Raw genomic sequence first — 18,977 nt, 5'->3', positions numbered from 1 at the left:
GAACTGGCGCGATGCCCAAAGTGCCAGCAAGTGATCGATCAGTTTTCTTATCATATCCGTTTACAAGTATCCTTATACCTTTTTAAATACTGCAATGCCGTTGTGCCCGCCAAAGCCGAAGGTATTGCTTAAAGCTACATTAACTTTTTTATTAATGGCTTCTTTTATTACAATATGTAAACCGGCAGGTACCTCGGGGTCAATGGTATGGGTGTTGATGGTAGGCGGTATAATGCCATCGGTGATAGCCTTTACCGCTACTATAGACTCAATAGCACCGGCAGCCCCCAATAAGTGGCCCGTCATGGATTTGGTGGCGCTTACCGAAAAATCGGTATTGTTACCAAAAACGGCGTTTATGGCCCTGGCCTCGCTCAAGTCACCTACCGATGTTGATGTGGCATGGGCGTTTACATAATTCACATCTTCGGCATTCAGGCCGCCGTCGTGCAGGGCAAACTTCATCCCCTGTATAGCGCCTTTTCCTTCGGGATGGGTGGCGGTGATGTGGTAGGCATCAGATGTCATGGCTGCGCCTGCAACCTCGGCGTAGATATGCGCGCCGCGGGCAACCGCATGTTCGTATTCTTCCAAAACCAAAACACCTGCACCTTCGCCCATCAAAAAGCCATCGCGGTCCACATCAAACGGGCGCGAAGCTGTTTCCGGCGATTCGTTACGGGTTGAAAGCGCCTTCAAGGCATTGTACCCCCCTATGGAGGCCTCGCTGATGGGCGCATCGGCACCGCCGGTTATGATAATTTTGGCTTTGCCCCAGCGGATGTAGTTCAGCGCATCCATAATAGCCGTATTGGCAGAGGCGCACGCTGATACGGCCGAAAAGTTAACCCCCATAAAACCATATTTGATGGAGATAATACCGGCCGCCATATTCACCAGCGTTTTAGGTATAAAGAAGGGATTAAAGTGCGGCATAAAGCCGTTGGCAGCATACTCGCGTACCTGTTGCTCAAAAGTTTCGAAACCGCCCTGTGCCGAGCCTAAAATAACCCCCACATCAAACGGCGACATTTTATCCAGTTCAAAACCCGAATCTTCAATGGCCTCTTTAGCAGCTATCAGTGCATATTGAGTGTAAAGGTCGCTGCGTTTTATTTCGTTACGGTCGAGGTGGTCGATAATGATAAGTTCCTTTACCTCGGCGGCAAAATGGGTTTTAAAGTGTTCGGCATTAAACCGGGTAATATTGGCCGCGTTGCTTCGCCCGTTTACAATATTGGTCCAAAAACTTTTAAGATCATTCCCGGCAGGCGATACTACGCCCATGCCTGTAATAACAACTCTTTTCATGCTTAATATACTGCTAAAAACCGGCCAAAGTTTTAATACAAAGGCCGCTGCAATTGTGGGCGCAAATGTAAACAAGTATCAGTTTAAAAAAGCAATTGATTGGTAAACTTTTAGCCGGTAACCAAGCCCATAATTGTAAAAATGGTAAATTGCGCCTTTAACAATATATTATGCAAGAATTACAAGAGCCGTTTGATGTATTGGTGAATGGCGTGGTTTACGCTGTTTTCCCCGAAGAGGATAACGTTTACACCATATTTAAGGCCGGCGCCGAGTTTGGCAAAATTGAAAAGGATACGGGTAACGTTTGGCTAAAACTACATCCCGAAACCGAAACCCCCATGTTTGATAATGATGCAGAGGTTGACGCCATTGGCCAGGCGATAATCAATTACGTACCGGAAGAAGATGACGAGGATGATGAGGATTTTGAATAGATAATATGTATATCTTAGCCCTAAACTAATTGTAATTTAAATGAAAAGACGCTCGTTCGTAAAAGGATCATTAATAAGTGGCGCGGCAGCAGCCATTGCACCTGTAACCGCTATGGCAAAACCCGAATTTGACAAACCGCCTTATGTTGAGCATTACGAACTAAGGGTTTATACCTTTAAGAACGAAAAGCAGCAAAAAACCACCGAAGATTTTTTCAGAGATGTTTTTGTGCCGATGATAAAAAAGCAGATCTACGAACCCGTGGGCGTATTTACCGAGCTTAACCCCACCGGACAAACCAAATTATATGTACTTGTACCATACAATACTTATGTGCATTGGGAGGGTTTAAATTACAGGCTTGAAACTGATAAAGATTACTGGACAAAAGGTTCGGCTTTCCTGAACGCGCCAGCCTGCGACCCTGCATTTGAACGCATGGATACGTCCCTGATGAAGGCTTTTGCACATATGCGTATGAAGGAACTCCCCCCGCGTAACCAGCGCATTTTTGAGCTGCGCCAATACAAAAGCGCTACCGAAGCCGCCGGGAAGAAAAAAATTGAAATGTTTAACGATAAAGGCGAAATAGACATTTTTAAACGCCTTGGGTTTAAGCCGGTATTTTTTGGCGAAACTATTTTTGGCAACGACAGGCCCAACCTAACCTACATGGTTACCTTTAAAGACATGGACGATAAAGCCGCCCACTGGAAAAGCTTTGTTGACGACCCGCAATGGAAAAAGATAAGCGCCGTACCGGAATATGCTGATGCGCTGCTGGTATCCAAAATAACGTCTACCATGCTAAAGCCTACCGATTACTCAGGGATATAACCGGGGTTATTTCTTAATATTTAACACATAGCCAAGCATTGGGCCGCGGGCTTTTAAGCCTACACGCTCATAAACCCTTATAGCCGCGTGGTTATCTGCAAGTACATGTAAAAACGGGATGCCGTTTGTGTTTATTACGCGCTTGATCTGTTCTGTTAGCAATATGCCGGCGTAGCCACGGCCCAGGTAATCGGGGTGTGTGCACACGGCGTTAACTCTACATAGGGCGATGGCTGCATGCGCTGCCCTACCATAGATACCAGGCGGCCATCTTCAAAAATGCCTGTATAGTTCCCAAATTCTATTGTGCGCTGCAAAAACGGTCCCGGCTTAGTAAGTTGGGTCAGTTCTATCATTTGGGGGATATGGCTTTCATCCAGTTCTGTTATTTGTGGAGATGAAAAGGCTGAGGGTGCCGAACCATCGTGTACCATTTGTAGCATCTCAAATTCCCTTGCTACCTCAAATCTGGATGGGATATCCAATTTTACCGTACTAAAAACAACAACCGGGTTTATTGCCGGGCCAAGGGCACTAAGGGCCTTAAAATCATTTCCGGTATTATTTTCCATCCCCACAAAAGGTGCCACATCACGCCGAAAAACATTTACCGGCCCAACGGTTTCGTCTGCAGATAAATGTTTACTTCCTGTTTTAAGGGCATTGTATATGGGGTTATCAAGAATGTGATGCATGGTGTTGATCTATACAGGCAAACTTAAAAGTTAGCTGCAAATTAGCTATCATCTGCGGGTAATTCTTCAAAAAAAGTCCCGCAAACAATGTTTACGGGACTAAACCAAAATATATAATTAACCAAAGAACTTATTGCGTAAGCACCATATGTTGGTAAGGCTGTAAAAACAACTGCCCGTTTAAGCTTACCGATGCATTAGCGAAGGCGTTTTTCCATCCGGCGCCGGCAAGGGCCGGTGGTATGGTGTAGGTAGCGTTGCTATTGCGCATGTTAGCTATAACCAAAACCTTTTGCTTGTCGTTAGATTTTGTGAACGCTGCAACATTATCGCTGCTGTAAATGCTCAAATCGCCGGTTTTAACGGCGTCGCTGCCCGCACGGAAATTCAGGATATTCTTATACTCCGCTGTCATTTCAGGGTTGGTGCTCCAATCGATAGGCGTATTGTAGAAGAAATCTATCTTTTGGGTGGTGCCTACCTCCTGCCCGTTGTAAAGCATCGGCACGCCTTTCATATAGGCTGTAACCAGGAAGGCCGCCATAGAGCCAGTTTTGCCACCATAGATATTAACCGGGCTACCATCGCTCAGGTAAACATCGTGGTTAGTGGTGTACCTAACCACTTGCGAACCCGGTTTGGCAGTAGCATATTCGCTAACGTTTAGGTTTTGCAAAATGGTAAGCGAGCCGGAATTATCAAACACCTTGCTCTTTAGGTCGGAATAATAGCCCATGCCATATACCATCTGGAAACCCGCCTGGAAATGATCGTTACGGGTGCCCTCGGCAAGCATTAACAGTTTGTGGGTAGTAATAGCTTTCATGGCATCATTTGCCTGTTTCCAAAAATCAAGCGGTACAAAATCGGCGGCATCGCAGCGGTAACCGTCAATATTGGCGTTGTAGACCCAGTACTTCATGGCATCTATCATGGCGGCGCGCATGTCCTTGTTGTTAAAGTCGAGCGCGATCACATCCGACCAGTTGGTTCCTGCCGGCGGCGTAAAATTGCCCTGCGCATCCAGTTTGTACCAGCTTTTGTTGGCTGTCCAGGCGTTATCCCACGAAGTATGATTGGCAACCCAGTCGAGCATTACCGCCATACCTTTTGCGTGGGCGGTGTTAACCAGTTCTTTTAGGTCGTCCATTGTACCAAATTCGGGGTTAATGGCTTTATAATCCTTAACTGAATATGGCGAGCCCAGCCCCCCTGCCGAGTTTTTTACCCCTACCGGGTAAACAGGCATCAGGTAAACTACGTTTACACCCAGGTCTTTTATGGCATCCAGCTTGGCTGTTACGCTTTTAAAATCGTGGTTGGCGCTAAACGCGCGCAGGTTTACCTGGTAAATAACCGCGTCGCTAACCTTTGGTACATCTGCAGATGGCGTACCGTACTGCGTGTAAACAGGATCGGGGTTTACAGTGGTATTGGTGTCCTTTTTACAAAAACTGAAAATGGTTACGAGCGATATAAGCAGCAGTTTCATTAGTGTTGGTTTGAATTTCATGATCTCTAATTAAACAGGGCGGCGCGAACCGCCCTGTGAATTAATTTTTCTTTAATTTATAGTTGTAATTTGACGGGTCGTGCAGATCCAGCGTGATGGTATAATTACCATCAGACGGCACGGTGATGTTTTGTACACTGCCATCGTAGCCAAACACAGGGTTATCCGCATAAGCAAGGTTGCCATCGGCATTTACACCAAAGTCTATCACCCAGTTATTATTAGCCCTGAATTTGAACGAGCCATCCTTCTTCATATCGCAGGTTACGCTCCATACCTGTTTGGCAGGGTCATAGGCAAGCTGCGTATCGGTGCTCCAGCCGCCGGGCGAGGCATCACCCAATATCGACCACGTTGTAGGCACTGCCGACCATGTGTTGTTATTGAGGTTGATAGATACCTGCACGTAGCCCGGCCCCGGCGAAACAAGTCCGCCTGCCAATCCATCTGTCGTGATGGTTCCGTTACCGGCATCGCCATAGTTAATATGGTCCCAATCCTGCGCGCTGGTAAACTTAAAGTAGTAGTTATCTGCCGCAGGCATATAAACATACCCCTCGTAAATTTTTGGCTTTAAAGCCGCCGCGGTTGGCGCCGTACCGGGGCTCCATCCCTGATAATTACCGGGAATGTATAACAACGGGTAAGTGGCTTTAGGCTGGTAAGGCGTTACTTTGATAACAATTGGCGCACTGTAAGCATACTGATCTTGGTAAGATTGCACACGTACTACCAGCGTACCTTCGGTACCGGGCGCTATGCCCATATCCGCAGCAAGCGTGTTCAGGTCCCTGCCCAGGTACGACTTGCTCAACACATCGTTACCTACGGTGATCTTTTTAGCATTAGCCCATGCATTAGCCCCTACCGTATCGGCAGGCACGTCAATTTGCAGGGTATAGGTTACCGATGCCTTAATGGTATACTTTACCGCCGGCCAGGAAAACGTCACCACAGATGTGGTATCGTTGTTTTTTGCCAGCACTACCGATGTGGCCGACGCGCTAAGTGAAGAGCCGTCAGCAAACGATGCGGTTTTAAGTACAGTTAAACTGGCCTCCTTTTTACATCCATAGGCTATACAGGCGACCAAAAGTATAGCGAGGGTAAGTATTTTTTTCATGATCTTGATTCGGATTAATTGTAACCAGGATTTTGTTTTAAGTTGGTATTGGTATTAAGCGCGCTGGTGGGTATCGGGAAGAGTTTCCTGAAATCGCCAACGGCAGGTACAAAGCCATGAGCCAGGGTAAAGGTGTTAAACCTGATCATATCCTGCCGGCGGTGGCCTTCCCAGTTCAGCTCAAAACCACGCTCGTTATAAATATCGGTAAGCGTTGGGTTGGCACCCAATGCGCCTAAACCTGCACGCTGCCTAACGGCATCAACAAATGGTTTTGCTGCGCCTGCATTGCCTAAACGCACATTACATTCGGCCTGCATCAGCATGATATCCGCGTAGCGATAAATAGGGAAATCGTTTGATGCGCCGCCACCGTTCATAGGTAATGCGGGTACAAATTTGGTATCGCGTACGCCCTCGTCAGGGAATGCTCCGGGGTCGTCAAGCGAGCTTACCTCGGCAGTATAGTTTACACCGCCCGGCTGCGCGCCGATCAGAAATTGCTTTTTACGGATATCGTTATTGTCGTACCTTTCGTAATACTCCTGCGGTATGATGCTGCCATTCCAGCCACTAAAGCCATAAACCGCGTTAAAATTCGGCCCGTTAAAGCTGCGGATGGAAAGGATATTACGCGATACGATATCTACCGTTGTATATATGGAAAGAATAGTTTCGTCGGTAGGGTTTTTATCGCCAAAAAGCTCGTAATACTGGTAACCCAACGGGCTTGCAGCGTTTGCCCCACCCGGATGCAGCGAGAAACCACCCTCCGCTATCTTATTACAAGCGGCAAGGCACTCTGTCCATTTTGGTGTACCTGTGTACACTTCGGCGTTAAGATAAACCTTAGACAGTAAAGCGTAACCAGCCCATTTGTTAAAACGGCCGTAATAAACGCCCCCTTTGGTTTCTGATAGCTTGTCTACATTCTCGGTAAGTTCCTTTACAATAAAGTCGTATACCGTTTTACGGTCTACCTGCGGCAGCTTATCAACAGTAATGTTGTTATCGGTATAAAAAGGTACGTTGCCAAAATCATCTATCAGTAAATAATAGAAGAAAGCGCGCAGTACCCTTGCCTCGGCAATTTTAGCCGGATCTGCTTTTGAGGTCTCCAGCAGGTCTACCGCCAGGTTGGCTGTGTAAACAGATTTATAAAGCCAGTTCCAGGTGTTGCTGATGATGCCGAAACTTGGCAGCCACTGGCGTTGGTAAAGCTGTGCAAAATCAAGCTGCCAGTCGCCGGTGCGGCGGTGAGGGATCACCTGCTCGTCGCTCGAAAAGCTGTTCAGATCGTACCAGCCATTATCAGCGCCTGCATAGCCAACGCCGTTCCAGTTACCTCCCACCTGCGAGTACACGTTCGCCAGGGCCACATCCGCCCCTTTGGGCGACGCGTAAAACTCCTTCGAGGCGTACTTATCATATACATTTTCGTTAACCTTGGTACAGCTTTGCGCGGCCAGGCCAATAATTAAAATGCTTGTGAATATCTTTTTCATCTCTAATCAATATTTTATTTGAATACTACATTTAAGCCCAGGGCCACTGTGCGGGTACGCGGATAAATACCATTATCTATCCCGGTTAAGTTATTACCATCGGTAGATAATTCAGGATCGGCGCCGGTGTATTTGGTGATCAGAAGCAGGTTGCTGCCTGTTACCGATAGCCTTACCGAACTGATGTATTTTGAATTAGCAATAGGGATGCGGTAACCCAGGTTCAGGTTTTCCCAACGGATGAAGGAGCCATCTTCCAGCCACAGGTCGCTGCCATATTGCGAATGGAACAAGCCCAGCGGCACAGCGCTTTGCAGCACATTTGCCTTACCTAAGTTTTCGAAGTAGCTAAGGTTTGCACGTATGGCATTGTAAATTTTATTACCGCCCGATCCGCGCCATACCATTGACGCATCAAAGTTTTTGTAGCTAAAGCTTGGCGTAAACCCGAAAGTATATTTCGGTGTAGCCTGACCTGCAATAACCCTGTCGGGGCTCCTGTCGCCCTGGTCTATAATGTTGTTACCATCCTGGTCAACCACTGTTTCGGAGTTGGTGGCATCCTTGCCCAGGTGTTTAACAATATTGAACACGCCTGCCGGGTAACCTTCTATCAGGTAACTGTTGCCGCCTCTCGGTACATAATTGGTATTAAGCGGCACACCGTTGATAGATCCACTTAAGTTGGTTACTTTGTTTTTTAACAGGGTTGCATTACCTGCCAGTGTTAACATGGTAGTGGTATTTTTAATAACCTGGTAGCTAAGACTTACCTCTAAGCCCTTGTTAACCATACTACCCACGTTTGCCTGGATACTGCCATAAGGGAACGGCGGCTGCGGTACCGCATAACCAAACAACAGGTTGCTGGTAGTTGCGTTGTAAACATCAACCGAGCCCAATAAGCGATCGTTAAACAGGCCGAAATCGATACCAAGGTTGGTTTGCTTGCGGGTTTCCCAACGCAAGTCGGAGTTGGCGTTCTGGCTGGCGATAAAGTTGGAGATCAGTTCACCGCCAAAAAATACAGGTGGCGCGCTGCCTACTAACGGGATTGAGCCTTGCGGGAATAAACCCTGCTGATTACCTGTGATACCGTAACCGCCGCGCAGCTTAAGCTGACTGAAGATGCGCTGGTTTTTCATGAACGATTCCTGGTCGATACGCCATGCCAACGAAGCCGACGGGAAATCGCCCCATTTGTGGTTAACACCAAATACCGACGAACCATCGCGCCTGTAACTTGCGGTTAACAGGTACCGGTTGTTATAAGAGTAATTTACACGGCCAATGTACGATACCAGCTTTCTGTCGTTTTTGTATGAGGAGAAATCGCCGGGGGTAACTTTGGTGATATCGCCTAACTGCAGGGCATTGTAAGTAGCAATATCATTGATAAAGCCTTTTGCCTGGGCAAAATTGCCGTTATAGCTCTGGATCTGGTACTCATATACAGCAACGGCATCTAAATGGTGCTTACCGAAATCAGTTTTGTAATTCAGGCTGATGTCGTTTAGTTTTTCATCTGTATGGTAGTTGTTGATATTGGCTATCCCCTTGTTATCAATAGCGGTTGATACCGTCGACATGGCAGGCAAATAATAACCCGAGTTACCGTTTATCCTTCTCCAGCTACCAAACCAGCCGGCGGTAAGGTTTTTGGTAAGCTGCAGGTCGGCACGCAGGGTACCAAACAGGTTATCTTCATGGCCTTTATTGATCACCGTTTTTGCAACCGCGTAAGGGTTAATGTACTGGAACACGTTTGCATCGGTATAATAACTGCCATCAGGGTTCAAAACCGGGTCTGTTGGGCGGGCTACATAAACGTTGTTATACAGGTTTGATGTAAACGCTGCGCGGCCTACGCTGTTAGGGCTGTAGTTGGCATCGTTTATACCGCTGTTAAGGTTCATGGTAAGCGTTAGCCTGTCGTCGAGCGCTTTTTGTGTTGCCTGGATGCGGCCGATGTAATTTTTATAGTTAGAGTTGATAACCGTACCGGTCTGCAAAATACCGGTAACAGATGCGCGGTAGCTGAACTTATCGGCACCGCCGCCAAAAGCAACCGTATGGTTTTGCGTTGATCCCGTTTGCGTTAATAAACCAGCCCAATCGGTGCTTGAGCCGTGGTTGGCTGATGCCGGCACGTTATAAAGTTGCGCCTGCTCCCACCATTGGTCAGCGTTTAGCTCTTTCAACTGACGGGTTAGTACATCAACAGACGCGTTCGCGGTGTACTCTACAGTGGTTTTGCCCGCTTTGTTCTTTTTGGTTGTAACAATAAGCACACCCGGCGCACCGCGCGAACCGTAAATAGCCGTAGCAGATGCGTCTTTCAAGATATCAACCGACTCGATCTCGCTTGGCGGTACTTGTTTAAGCAGGTCCATATTGCCCTGCACACCATCAACTACCACTAATGGGTCGTTACCGCCGATAAGCGATGTTATACCACGGATGCGCACGCTTGGCGATGCACCTGGCTCGCTGCCTGTTTGGGTAATGGTAACACCTGCCGCCCTGCCCGATAGTTGCTGCAAAGGGTTGGTAATTGGCCCGGGGTTAAGGTCCTTAGCGCCCAGGTTAGTAACCGCGCCGGTAAGGTCAGATTTTTTGCTGGTACCATAGCCTACAACCACCACCTCGGATAACGATTTGGAATTTGGCTGCATCTGGATGGATAAGGGCTGGTTGGCAACCATGCTTTTTTCTACTAAATCGTAGCCAATAAAGCTCACGGTAATAACAATTGCCTGCTGATTGCTATTTACCTTAAAAGCCCCGCCGACATCGGTAGCCGTTGCTTGGTCGGTGCCCTTTACACGCACTACAGCACCGGGTAAAGGCTGGTTGTTCTCGTCAACCACCTTACCGGTAAATGCTGTTGTTTGCGCAAATGTAAGCGTAGCACAAAGAAGAAAAAGCACAGTCAAGCCGTACTTGAATAAGGAAATGTGTTTCATTTAAAAGGGTTTAATTGGTTTAATAATCAGGCTGCCGGTTTGGGCCGTACAACGATATCAAAGTAAAAGAGCTTTAAACGCACATACAATATGTATGGAAGCCGATATTAAAAAAAGAGATGGGTTAATTGATTTAAATAATTGATAAACAATTACTTACATAATTAAAAGGATTAACTTTATATAGATAATCACGAAAGGAATATTGATAGTTTAGTAAGTTTTGTACACTATGAGGCGCAAAAAATACCGGAAGGAAGGCTTGTAAACAGTGTTAAAGGTTAAATTATCACCGGCTGTTCTTTTACAGCTTTAATACACATGATATTTTCTTCAAACTCATCGTTTGGTATAAAGGACCGGTTCTTCACCTTTGTTTTGTAAGTGTATATGGTGTTAACAGAATAGTTAAGGATCTTGGCGATGGTTTCGTTCTCATCTATACCTAAACGGATCAGTGCGAAAATACGCAGCTCGTTATTAAGCAATTGGTCTCCGGTTAGGTGGGTTTGGTGGTCAGCATCGAATAGTGTGTTAAAGTCTTCCACAAAATTTGGGAAGATATTCAGGAACACCTTATCAAAACTGTGCGAAAGGTTTTCGCGTTCAAAGTTGGTGTTCAGGCGGTTTAGTACCAGCTGCACCTCTTCGTAACGTTTTTCTTTTACAATTTTTTCTATCGATCGTTTCAGCCGGTCTATCTTCTCGATATAATCTGAGTGGATGTTAAAGAAGTTACCAATGTACTCGTCCTTGATCATGTTCGCTTCATCCAGTTTGATGTTGGTATGGGTTAACGACCGGTTTGCTTTATCAAGCGTTTGGTTAACCTTTATCAACGATTCGTTGGCTATGTTCAGGTCGTCGTTCTTTTTTACGATGATCTCATCGGCAACACGCAGCTTTTTTAACTGCCTTGATGTGATCACCGAGAATATAATAACCACAATAATCAGCGAGGTTATAATAGAGGCGTACACCATCAGCGAGCGCTTTTGCTTCTCGATGCCGTTTATCTTTTCGTTCTCGATAATAGGCAATATGCTGCTTATCTGTGCTTCGCGATGGCGGGCGCCGTAAAAGGTGGCATCGTTTATAGCATTGTGGATATACAGGAAGGCATTTTTGGTATCGCCCTGCTCGTATAACCGGGTAGCCAGGTTGGTTAACGCTACCGATTCTTTTGTAGAGTGGGCATTATCAATAATAGCTGCCTGTATCAAACGCTGCATACCCAGATCGTTGTTCTTGTTTACAAAATAAATATAGCTTAAGCAGCTTAGGTTTATGGCGCTATCCTGGTAGGTTTGCGGAAGCTTCATTATTTTAAGGTACGGCGTTAAAGCCGTTTTATAATCGCCGCTGCGCAAAGCTTTTAACCCTTGTGCCGATAAATATTCGTAAGTATCCGGCTGGTGCGATCTCAATATCGAATCGCAATATCCCAACCCTATCTTACTGTAATGCTGGTAGTAATCGTTTATCCTGTCAAAATCACCCAGGTCAAAATGACTGCGCGCCTGCAGAAACAAATACTCAAACCTTTGCTTTTCATTAAGGTAACGGGTATTAACTTTGCTTAAAGTATCCAGCCCCTCTTTGAACATGCCGGCAGATATCAGCACAAAGCCCATATTTACCTTCGCGTAATTTATTTTATTGGCATCCTTTAGCTGGTAGGCACACTCGTTAAGCTTCTTGCTGTACACGTAGGCGGAGTCGTGCACAAATGATTTATAGGCATTAATAAGCCTTTGGTAATTGTTATACCTGGCAGGTAAAAAAGAATAATTTGAATGTAATTCGTGCTTTATCTTTTCAATTTGGGTAAACCTTGCCTGGTTATTCTGGGCTTTGTTATCCAGGATCTTGTTCAGCACCCTTTGTAAACTGTCAATTTTATCGCCTGCCCTGGCCACACTGGCCTGCAATAGTAACGCAAACAAAGCTATACAACAACTTAATATAAATTTATATCGGCCACGGGTTCTCATTCACTACTAATTTACAATAATTGGGTATTGCAAAATAAGTAATTTTAGTGAGTTAAATATCAGCAGATATTTAAAGCTGAAACTGCCGATCAAAAATTATTTAACATACAACACCACCCCTGCCGATATCCGGTAGCCATTCCGTTCCACTTTGTTCAACTGGGTTTTATCGCTGCCGCCGGCGCTCAGGTACAACTCGTCTATCCCGTTGCCGGTTTGCCAACTGTAATACCCACCGCCTGCCTGTATGGCAATGTTTTTACAAATGGCGTAAACCAGTTTCAGATCGCCATCTATACCAAAGCCTTTTGCCGTGTGCCGGTAACTAACGGGGTGCTGAAAGGTTTGAATAAGGTTCCAGTCGGCAATTGAACTGTAATTTGCCTGGTTATACTTTAAATTACCTGTTATCTTTAACCTATCGGTAACGCCCAAACCTACGCTTGCTTTTACAAACGGCCCTTTCCAGGTTGCTTTGTAAGTACTGTTCAGGTCGGGGAAATTGCCTGTACGGTCCAAAATATAAAGCGATTGCGTGCTTACATCATAGCCCGCGTATGCTTTTAAGCTGAATTTTTTTTGTTGATGATGATATATCCACCTCCTGCGCCCCAATCGCGCAGGTAGCCTTTATCAGCATTAAAAAGCTCATCGTAAACCATGTTAGTGCGGTTATCGCCATTGTAATCATTATCGCTAACTGTCCCCGATTTGATAAATACGTTTGCATAATCGGCAGTTAGCAAAACTCGGTTCCAAACATTCCACTCCAAAGCCGCAGCTACCGACAAGCCGCCTACCTTTTTCCATTGCAGTTCCGAATAAACGTTAGGGTTTTCGCCGGCAAGGTTCCCGGCTATCGACCACTTAAGGTCCTGCCGCTCGTAACCCGTAACAAGGCTTAGCGACAATTTTTCAGGGGTTGTTTGCGCGTATAGGCCCGCGGCTGTTATAATAGCGAGGCAGGTTAGCAGTGATCTTCTCATCAGGTAAATAAAAAAGCCTGCCTTGTGTTAAGGCAGGCTTAAATTTATGAATTTATTATTGGTTAATACCAAAGGCTTCCCATCCCGATGCCGTGGTGCGCGTGCACGTCATGGCCTGGGCACCGTTCTCGCTGGATATGAACTTACCATTGTTGCCCCTGAAGGTAACTTTACCATCGCCGGTAGGCACCCAGTCAAATTTCTCCCAATCGCCTATGGTTGCGCGGTTACAGGTAATGGCCTGCGTGCCGTTCTCGCTGGATACGTATTTGTTCTGGCTGCGCAGCGCTACCTTGCCCCCGCCTGCATCAACTACGGTAAATTGCTCCCAGGCCTGTGGGCTTGGGCGGTTGCAGAGCATAGCCTGTGTGCCGTTTTCGCCGCTTACGTATTGGTTGTTAAATCCTTTAAGCGTTACCGTTTGCCCAATAGGGGCTGTAGTGCCCGAGCCACCGGTAATGTTATAAACCCGCACATAATCTACATACATATTAGCCGGTAACGCGCCATTATTAATGGTATTACCCGGCAAATCGCCGCCTACCGCCAGGTTCAGTATAAGGAAGAAAGGTAGCTGAAACTCCTCGGTGCTGTTGATATTATTCTGGATATTACCGGTGTGGAACAGTGTGCCATCTACATACCATTTAATACTGTTGGCATCCCATTCAACCGCGTACACATGATAATCGGTAACATTGTTCACCTGGGTATTGCCGCCATAATACACGTGGCCATTATTATTCCAGTGCATAGTGCCTAAGGTTGTGTTGCTGGTATTGGTTTGCTCCATAATATCAATTTCGCCGCATTGCGGCCAGTTTACCTGCCCGATGTTACTGCCCAGCATCCAAAACGCAGGCCAGCTCCCCTGGAAAGCGGGAAGCTTGATACGGGCCTCGATCCGCCCATATTTTACCGTGAACTTACCGGCGGTAGTAATTTTACCCGATGTGTACGGCTGCCCGCCCATGCTTTGGTTTTTGGCGGTGATCACCAAATTGCCACCTGTTACCGCAACGTTGCCCGATGAGTAATATTCTTTCTCGTTATTTACGTTGGGGTTGCCATTATCAATGTTCCATTTGCCGCCATCTATGCCACTGCCGTTAAACTCGTCAGACCATACCAGTGTGAGCGCCCTTGGAGTAGTGCCGGTTGATTTTACATCGATGTTATCCGGCGTTGTTTTGTTGATATCCTTTTTGCAGGATGTAATGGCTAAACCCATGGCCAGCATCAATCCGGCCCCTTTCAAAAATTTTAATACTTGCTTTTTCATAAAGTTATAATGGTTTTTTGGTTTATTGATTTACGCCAAATGCTTCCCAGCCCGATGCTGTTGCCCGGGTACAGGTCATGACTTGTGCGCCGTTTTCGCTGGATACGAATTTGCCGTTATTCCCTCTGAAGGTAACTTTACCATCTGTGGTTGGCACCCAGTCGAATTTTTCCCAATCGCCTATGGTTGCGCGATTACAGGTTATAGCCTGCGTACCGTTCTCGCTGCTTACATATTTATTCTGGCTGCGCAAAGCTATTTTGCCGCCACCTGCATCAACAACGGTAAATTGCTCCCATCCCTGTGGGGATGGCCTGTTGCAATTCATGGCCTGGGTACCGTTTTCGCTGCTTACGTATTGGTTATTGAACCCTTTAAGGGTGATGGTTGAGCCAATTGGCGCACCTGTGCCGCCGCCGCCACCGCTTGACTGTGTACCCGACCATTTAAAGGTAACTACCGCACCTGCTGCCAGGCTGTAGATAAAGGATTCGTCGCCCCACTTTAATTTGAAGCTTACCGTGCTGCCGCCGCTGTTTGATGCGATAACCACTTTTGAGCCATCGCTGTTTTTAAAAGCCACGTTTTGTATGCTGCCTGCCACGTTCGAACTGATACGTACCGCGCCCGGCCTTACAAACTTTGAAGCATGGGCAATGATATAATAGCCAACGTTACGGGTAATAGATGTGCCGCTAACTGTAATACCGCCTAAGCATGTACTGCAGCCGCCGTTGGTGTGTGGGTTGTTGTTAGGGTCGGCGGCAAGGTTCCACTCTAAAACATTACGGCTCCAGTTACGGGTAGCGCCAATAATAAGGGTATTGATGTGCCAGCCCAGGTCGCCGCCAAAGTTGCTTGGTGCACCCACCCATTGCTCGGTGAAGTACACGTTTTTATTTGGATAGGCATTGTGTACACCTGTTAAAGCGCTTATATCGCCGGCATATAAGTGAAACGCCGAGCCATCAACATACTGGCTTGCACCGCCAACAACCGTTGTAGCATAACTTGGTACATCGGCGTTGTGGTCGTAGGCTATTATTTTGGTGTTTAAACCCGCGTTACGTAATTGCGGGCCAAGGTTATTGTTAATGAAGTTTACCTGCTCGTTAGCCTGCATAACCATACTGGGGTTATTGTACGGGTTTAGCGGTTCGTTTTGCGGGGTAATAGCATCAATAGTGATGCCCTGCGCCTTCATGGCCTGTATGTATTTTACAAAATAACGGGCGTAAGCATCATAATAAGCTGTGTTTAAACTGCCGCCGGTGTACCCGTTGTTGCCTGTAGTATTCACCTTCATCCAGGTTGGGGCCGTCCAGGGGGTTGCCAGTATTTTTATATTGGGATTGATAGCGATAATACTTTTAAGGATAGGCAGGAAATCGGTATTCTCGGGCGCCAAACTAAAATTATTCATGTTAACATCGCCCGAGGTTTGATTGTAGGTAAAATCTGAGGAGCTAAGGTCAGACGCGCCGATGCTGATACGCAGGTAACTGATCCCTATTTGCCCGTTGCCGGTGCCAAACAGTTCGTTCAACACAGCCGATTTATTACCGCCCAAACCGTTAAGCAAACTGGCGCTGCCGCCGGTAAGTGTAAAGCCGAAACCATCTATACCCTGGTAGGTGGTATTTTCATCAACCGTTATGGTGTTGGGGTTTGTGCCGGCATCCGCGGCAAAATTTAAACTGCTTTGCGCCAGCAGGCTCGATTTGTTTGATGTGGTAAGCCACGCGTTTACCACCTCGTTGGCGGCGCGTACAACCGTACCGGCAGATTTTGCAGTGTCGGCAGCATCGGGCCGCACATCTTTTTTACACGCATAGGCCAGCAAGGCAAAAGCCATTGCCCCTGCCATCAGCAACTTGAATTTGTAGTTGATTTTCATAAGTGTTTATTTGGTTTGAGTAATTGGTTTGCATGTATACTATCACAAAAGCCATTAACTTTTATTTAACAAGCCGGGCGTACATTTGCTTATTAAGGCAGTATACACTTGTTTGAGTTTAAAGAATAAGGCAGATGCAGATGTAATTGGTTAAAACAAATTTACAGTAATTTTTACGTTACAATCAAGTAAAAAATTACATAAATAATTGATAATTAACTAATTAAACAAAATTTGATACGCTTGCTTCACAATGTAAACCAACTGAAATATAGCCATGCACTACTTGAAGCCCTATTTAAAAAACAGGCATAAAAGTTTTGATACGCTTACTTCACACATTAATTTTTAAGCAAAATAGCTACAGGGTGTAAAGATGTTTGATAACCTTGCCAAATGTGTAACCTGCGAGTGGTTTTAAATATGCGCGAAACAGTGATTATTCGGAAGTGGTATCAATAACCAGCGCGCTCCAACCTTTGTTCCCGGCGTTTTTTAGTGCCTTTTTAGCGTGTTCCATCGCCTTTTTTATCCGGGTGCTATATACCCAGCAGGTACTTTGCCTTATTGAAAGTATTTCGGAGAGTTTATGAGACGAGATCTTGCCCCTTGTCGAATACATCAGGAAGATCATGTAGAAAGCTTTATTTATGGGGATACGTGTATTCTGCAAAATAGTATAGGCTATAACCGACTCCTCGTATCCGCATTTTGAGCACCTGCGGCTATACGCCGAGTGCCCGTTGCCATAATGCATGTTGCCGCATTTTTTGCAGGCATATCCGTTTTTCCATTTTAGATCTGCTAAAAACTTAAAGCAGGTTTCGCGGTCGGGATAAATCCTGCTAAATTCTTCAAAATCAACATCGGCCAGCATCACCCTATCGTATGTAACTTTTTCAATATCGTTATGCAGCAGCATATTGTCTTTTTCCAGCAGTACGTTCATCCTCGAAATTTCTTCGGCCTGCTGCTGCAACAGATCGTTCACAGCCATCAGTTCTTCATTCTGCAGGGCTATTACGGATGATTGTGCCATCAGCTCGCGGGTGCGGTTGGCCACCTGGTCTTCCAGGTTTTTATTCAGCAGGTCCATCAATTCCTCGTTCTTTTGCAACTGCTTTATCATTTTCTGGTTCGCCTGGTCCTTTTCGCGCTTAAGCAGCCGCAGCCTGTCGCCAATGGCAAAGGTTATAAACAGCATCTCCATAATAAAACAAAAGCTCAGGCTATAAAAATTGAGCGCCGTAACCGGCAGCCACCAGATATTTAAAGCAATAAGTGATTTTATAATAAACCCAATAAACAGGAAACTATAACCAATAACAAAGAAACGTGCCGCCCTGTATCCTTTATGTAAAACATAACAACCTGCCACAAAAGATATACACAGGGGTATAAACTCTACTATCTTATAACTAAACCAGTGCCGGTTTATAAAAAGGCAGGCCAAAAAGAATACTACACGGGCAATTATAACGTAATTTAATAACCGGTTAAACCGCGGGGCGTTCGCCTTTAAATTGAGCAGGCTTTGTGCAAAAAGCATAGCAAATACGCTGGCCAGGAACAACGCGACGCCATATGCATAGTGGTTCCAGCCGGGGGCCATTTGCCAAAGGTACTGGTAGGCAACGCCATCGGTACACATTTCGTACAGGCCAATGCTAAGGTTATAAACTATGTAATACAGGTATTGCCTTTGCCGCATGGCAATAAACATCATAAAGTTATACAGGCCAAAAACCAGTATCATCCCATAAAATATCCCAAAGAAAAAGTACTCGTCAAGCGCGTAGCTGATAAACCAGTTTACCGATCGCAGTACGATAACAACATTAGCCGATTGGTTTGACCGCAGGCGGAAATAATATGTATTTTGCTGTTTAAGGTCGTTATTAATAGTAAGGCTGAAGTTTTTGTGGCTAACCAAACGGTCGCTGAACGGTTTGTTACTGCCCAGCTGCGTTGCGGTGTAAGTGTTGCCTTTGGTGGGCGAATAAACCGTTATGCTATCAATAGTTTGATCAAAAAACTCAAGTATCCAATTGTTTTTTGTAGCGATGCTTTGGTTTAGCTTAATACGGTACCAATAAGTGCTGCTAAAATCTTTTATTTGCGGGGTAGCATCCTGGTTAGCTACAAATTTACCGCTAAACGTGGGGCTGCTTACCTCTTTGATAGTTAATGTACTACCCGGTTCGCGGTAGTACTCGATCTCGCCAAGCTTGAATACATGTTGTTTGGCCGTATCGGTTACAGGCACTACAATTTGTGCATATACAGGTTTGCCAAACACGGCTAAAAGCACGCACAAAAAAAAGCAAGGATAAATTTTATACATACAGTATTTATTAAATCCTTTGCACTGGCAACACAGGCAAAGGTGTTTATATTTTACTTCCTGTTTAAAATAGCGCCCCGTTCTGG

The 18,977-nt window shown here is 45.8% G+C and carries 15 protein-coding genes; 2 read left to right on the top strand and 13 right to left on the bottom strand.

Annotated features, from left to right (window positions below):
• Window positions 1-72 precede the first annotated feature (72 nt).
• The gene (fabF, locus tag EWM62_RS00755) at window positions 73-1,311 is read right to left on the bottom strand and encodes a beta-ketoacyl-ACP synthase II (RefSeq protein ID WP_129874733.1); all 1,239 of its coding nucleotides are present in this window, start codon (window positions 1,309-1,311) and stop codon (window positions 73-75) included.
• A gap of 170 nt (window positions 1,312-1,481) precedes the next feature.
• On the opposite strand from fabF, the gene EWM62_RS00750 reads away from it, so the two are divergent.
• Both EWM62_RS00750 and EWM62_RS00745 read left to right on the top strand, forming a co-directional pair.
• The gene (locus EWM62_RS00750; protein WP_129874732.1) at window positions 1,482-1,748 is read left to right on the top strand and encodes a hypothetical protein; all 267 of its coding nucleotides are present in this window, start codon (window positions 1,482-1,484) and stop codon (window positions 1,746-1,748) included.
• Window positions 1,749-1,788: 40 nt separating this feature from the next.
• A complete protein-coding gene (locus EWM62_RS00745; protein ID WP_129874731.1) occupies window positions 1,789-2,586 on the top strand; it encodes an NIPSNAP family protein in 798 nt (265 codons plus the stop codon).
• Between the two features lie 6 nt (window positions 2,587-2,592).
• Here EWM62_RS00745 and EWM62_RS00740 read toward each other — a convergent pair whose 3' ends face one another.
• From EWM62_RS00740 to EWM62_RS00685, 12 genes are all read right to left on the bottom strand, one after another.
• A complete protein-coding gene (locus tag EWM62_RS00740) occupies window positions 2,593-2,793 on the bottom strand; it encodes a GNAT family N-acetyltransferase (RefSeq protein ID WP_162499759.1) in 201 nt (66 codons plus the stop codon).
• Complete coding sequence (locus EWM62_RS00735; protein ID WP_129874729.1) at window positions 2,742-3,281, bottom strand: hypothetical protein; 540 nt, start codon at window positions 3,279-3,281, stop codon at window positions 2,742-2,744. Before EWM62_RS00735 ends, EWM62_RS00740 begins: the two co-directional genes overlap by 52 nt.
• Window positions 3,282-3,411: 130 nt before the next feature.
• Entirely contained in the window at window positions 3,412-4,794 is a 1,383-nt protein-coding gene (locus tag EWM62_RS00730) for an alpha-amylase family glycosyl hydrolase (protein ID WP_129874728.1), read from the bottom strand.
• 40 nt (window positions 4,795-4,834) lie between these two features.
• A complete protein-coding gene (locus EWM62_RS00725) occupies window positions 4,835-5,917 on the bottom strand; it encodes a SusE domain-containing protein (RefSeq protein ID WP_129874727.1) in 1,083 nt (360 codons plus the stop codon).
• Between the two features lie 14 nt (window positions 5,918-5,931).
• Window positions 5,932-7,422, bottom strand: coding sequence for a RagB/SusD family nutrient uptake outer membrane protein (locus EWM62_RS00720; protein WP_129874726.1), 1,491 nt, complete (start codon window positions 7,420-7,422; stop codon window positions 5,932-5,934).
• Between the two features lie 14 nt (window positions 7,423-7,436).
• Window positions 7,437-10,388 (bottom strand): SusC/RagA family TonB-linked outer membrane protein, encoded by a 2,952-nt coding sequence (locus EWM62_RS00715; RefSeq protein ID WP_129874725.1) that lies wholly within the window; start codon window positions 10,386-10,388, stop codon window positions 7,437-7,439.
• A 281-nt stretch (window positions 10,389-10,669) separates the two neighbouring features.
• On the bottom strand, window positions 10,670-12,334 hold the full coding sequence (locus EWM62_RS00710; protein ID WP_129874724.1) for a DUF6377 domain-containing protein: 1,665 nt from the start codon (window positions 12,332-12,334) through the stop codon (window positions 10,670-10,672).
• A gap of 144 nt (window positions 12,335-12,478) precedes the next feature.
• A complete protein-coding gene (locus EWM62_RS19640; RefSeq protein ID WP_129874723.1) occupies window positions 12,479-12,901 on the bottom strand; it encodes a hypothetical protein in 423 nt (140 codons plus the stop codon).
• Window positions 12,902-12,945: 44 nt separating this feature from the next.
• A complete protein-coding gene (locus EWM62_RS19635; RefSeq protein WP_129874722.1) occupies window positions 12,946-13,368 on the bottom strand; it encodes a hypothetical protein in 423 nt (140 codons plus the stop codon).
• A gap of 55 nt (window positions 13,369-13,423) precedes the next feature.
• Window positions 13,424-14,650 (bottom strand): family 16 glycosylhydrolase, encoded by a 1,227-nt coding sequence (locus EWM62_RS00695; protein WP_129874721.1) that lies wholly within the window; start codon window positions 14,648-14,650, stop codon window positions 13,424-13,426.
• Window positions 14,651-14,672: 22 nt separating this feature from the next.
• Complete coding sequence (locus EWM62_RS00690) at window positions 14,673-16,547, bottom strand: glycoside hydrolase family 30 beta sandwich domain-containing protein (RefSeq protein ID WP_238989248.1); 1,875 nt, start codon at window positions 16,545-16,547, stop codon at window positions 14,673-14,675.
• Between the two features lie 439 nt (window positions 16,548-16,986).
• Complete coding sequence (locus EWM62_RS00685) at window positions 16,987-18,891, bottom strand: 7TM diverse intracellular signaling domain-containing protein (protein ID WP_129874720.1); 1,905 nt, start codon at window positions 18,889-18,891, stop codon at window positions 16,987-16,989.
• Window positions 18,892-18,977 lie beyond the last annotated feature (86 nt).

Source organism: Mucilaginibacter terrigena, assembly GCF_004168255.1.
In the GTDB taxonomy this organism is placed as follows: domain Bacteria; phylum Bacteroidota; class Bacteroidia; order Sphingobacteriales; family Sphingobacteriaceae; genus Mucilaginibacter; species Mucilaginibacter terrigena.
This window is presented reverse-complemented; position numbering and strand designations above follow the sequence as displayed.

Bases quoted from the DNA above. Each gene is read 5' to 3' on its own strand.
- fabF (WP_129874733.1), bottom strand. From the start codon at position 1,311: ATGAAAAGAGTTGTTATTACAGGCATGGGCGTAGTATCGCCTGCCGGG.
- EWM62_RS00750 (WP_129874732.1), top strand. From the start codon at position 1,482: ATGCAAGAATTACAAGAGCCGTTTGATGTATTGGTGAATGGCGTGGTT.
- EWM62_RS00745 (WP_129874731.1), top strand. From the start codon at position 1,789: ATGAAAAGACGCTCGTTCGTAAAAGGATCATTAATAAGTGGCGCGGCA.
- EWM62_RS00735 (WP_129874729.1), bottom strand. From the start codon at position 3,281: ATGCATCACATTCTTGATAACCCCATATACAATGCCCTTAAAACAGGA.
- EWM62_RS00730 (WP_129874728.1), bottom strand. From the start codon at position 4,794: ATGAAATTCAAACCAACACTAATGAAACTGCTGCTTATATCGCTCGTA.
- EWM62_RS00725 (WP_129874727.1), bottom strand. From the start codon at position 5,917: ATGAAAAAAATACTTACCCTCGCTATACTTTTGGTCGCCTGTATAGCC.
- EWM62_RS00720 (WP_129874726.1), bottom strand. From the start codon at position 7,422: ATGAAAAAGATATTCACAAGCATTTTAATTATTGGCCTGGCCGCGCAA.
- EWM62_RS00715 (WP_129874725.1), bottom strand. From the start codon at position 10,388: ATGAAACACATTTCCTTATTCAAGTACGGCTTGACTGTGCTTTTTCTT.
- EWM62_RS19635 (WP_129874722.1), bottom strand. From the start codon at position 13,368: ATGAGAAGATCACTGCTAACCTGCCTCGCTATTATAACAGCCGCGGGC.
- EWM62_RS00695 (WP_129874721.1), bottom strand. From the start codon at position 14,650: ATGAAAAAGCAAGTATTAAAATTTTTGAAAGGGGCCGGATTGATGCTG.
- EWM62_RS00690 (WP_238989248.1), bottom strand. From the start codon at position 16,547: ATGAAAATCAACTACAAATTCAAGTTGCTGATGGCAGGGGCAATGGCT.
- EWM62_RS00685 (WP_129874720.1), bottom strand. From the start codon at position 18,891: ATGTATAAAATTTATCCTTGCTTTTTTTTGTGCGTGCTTTTAGCCGTG.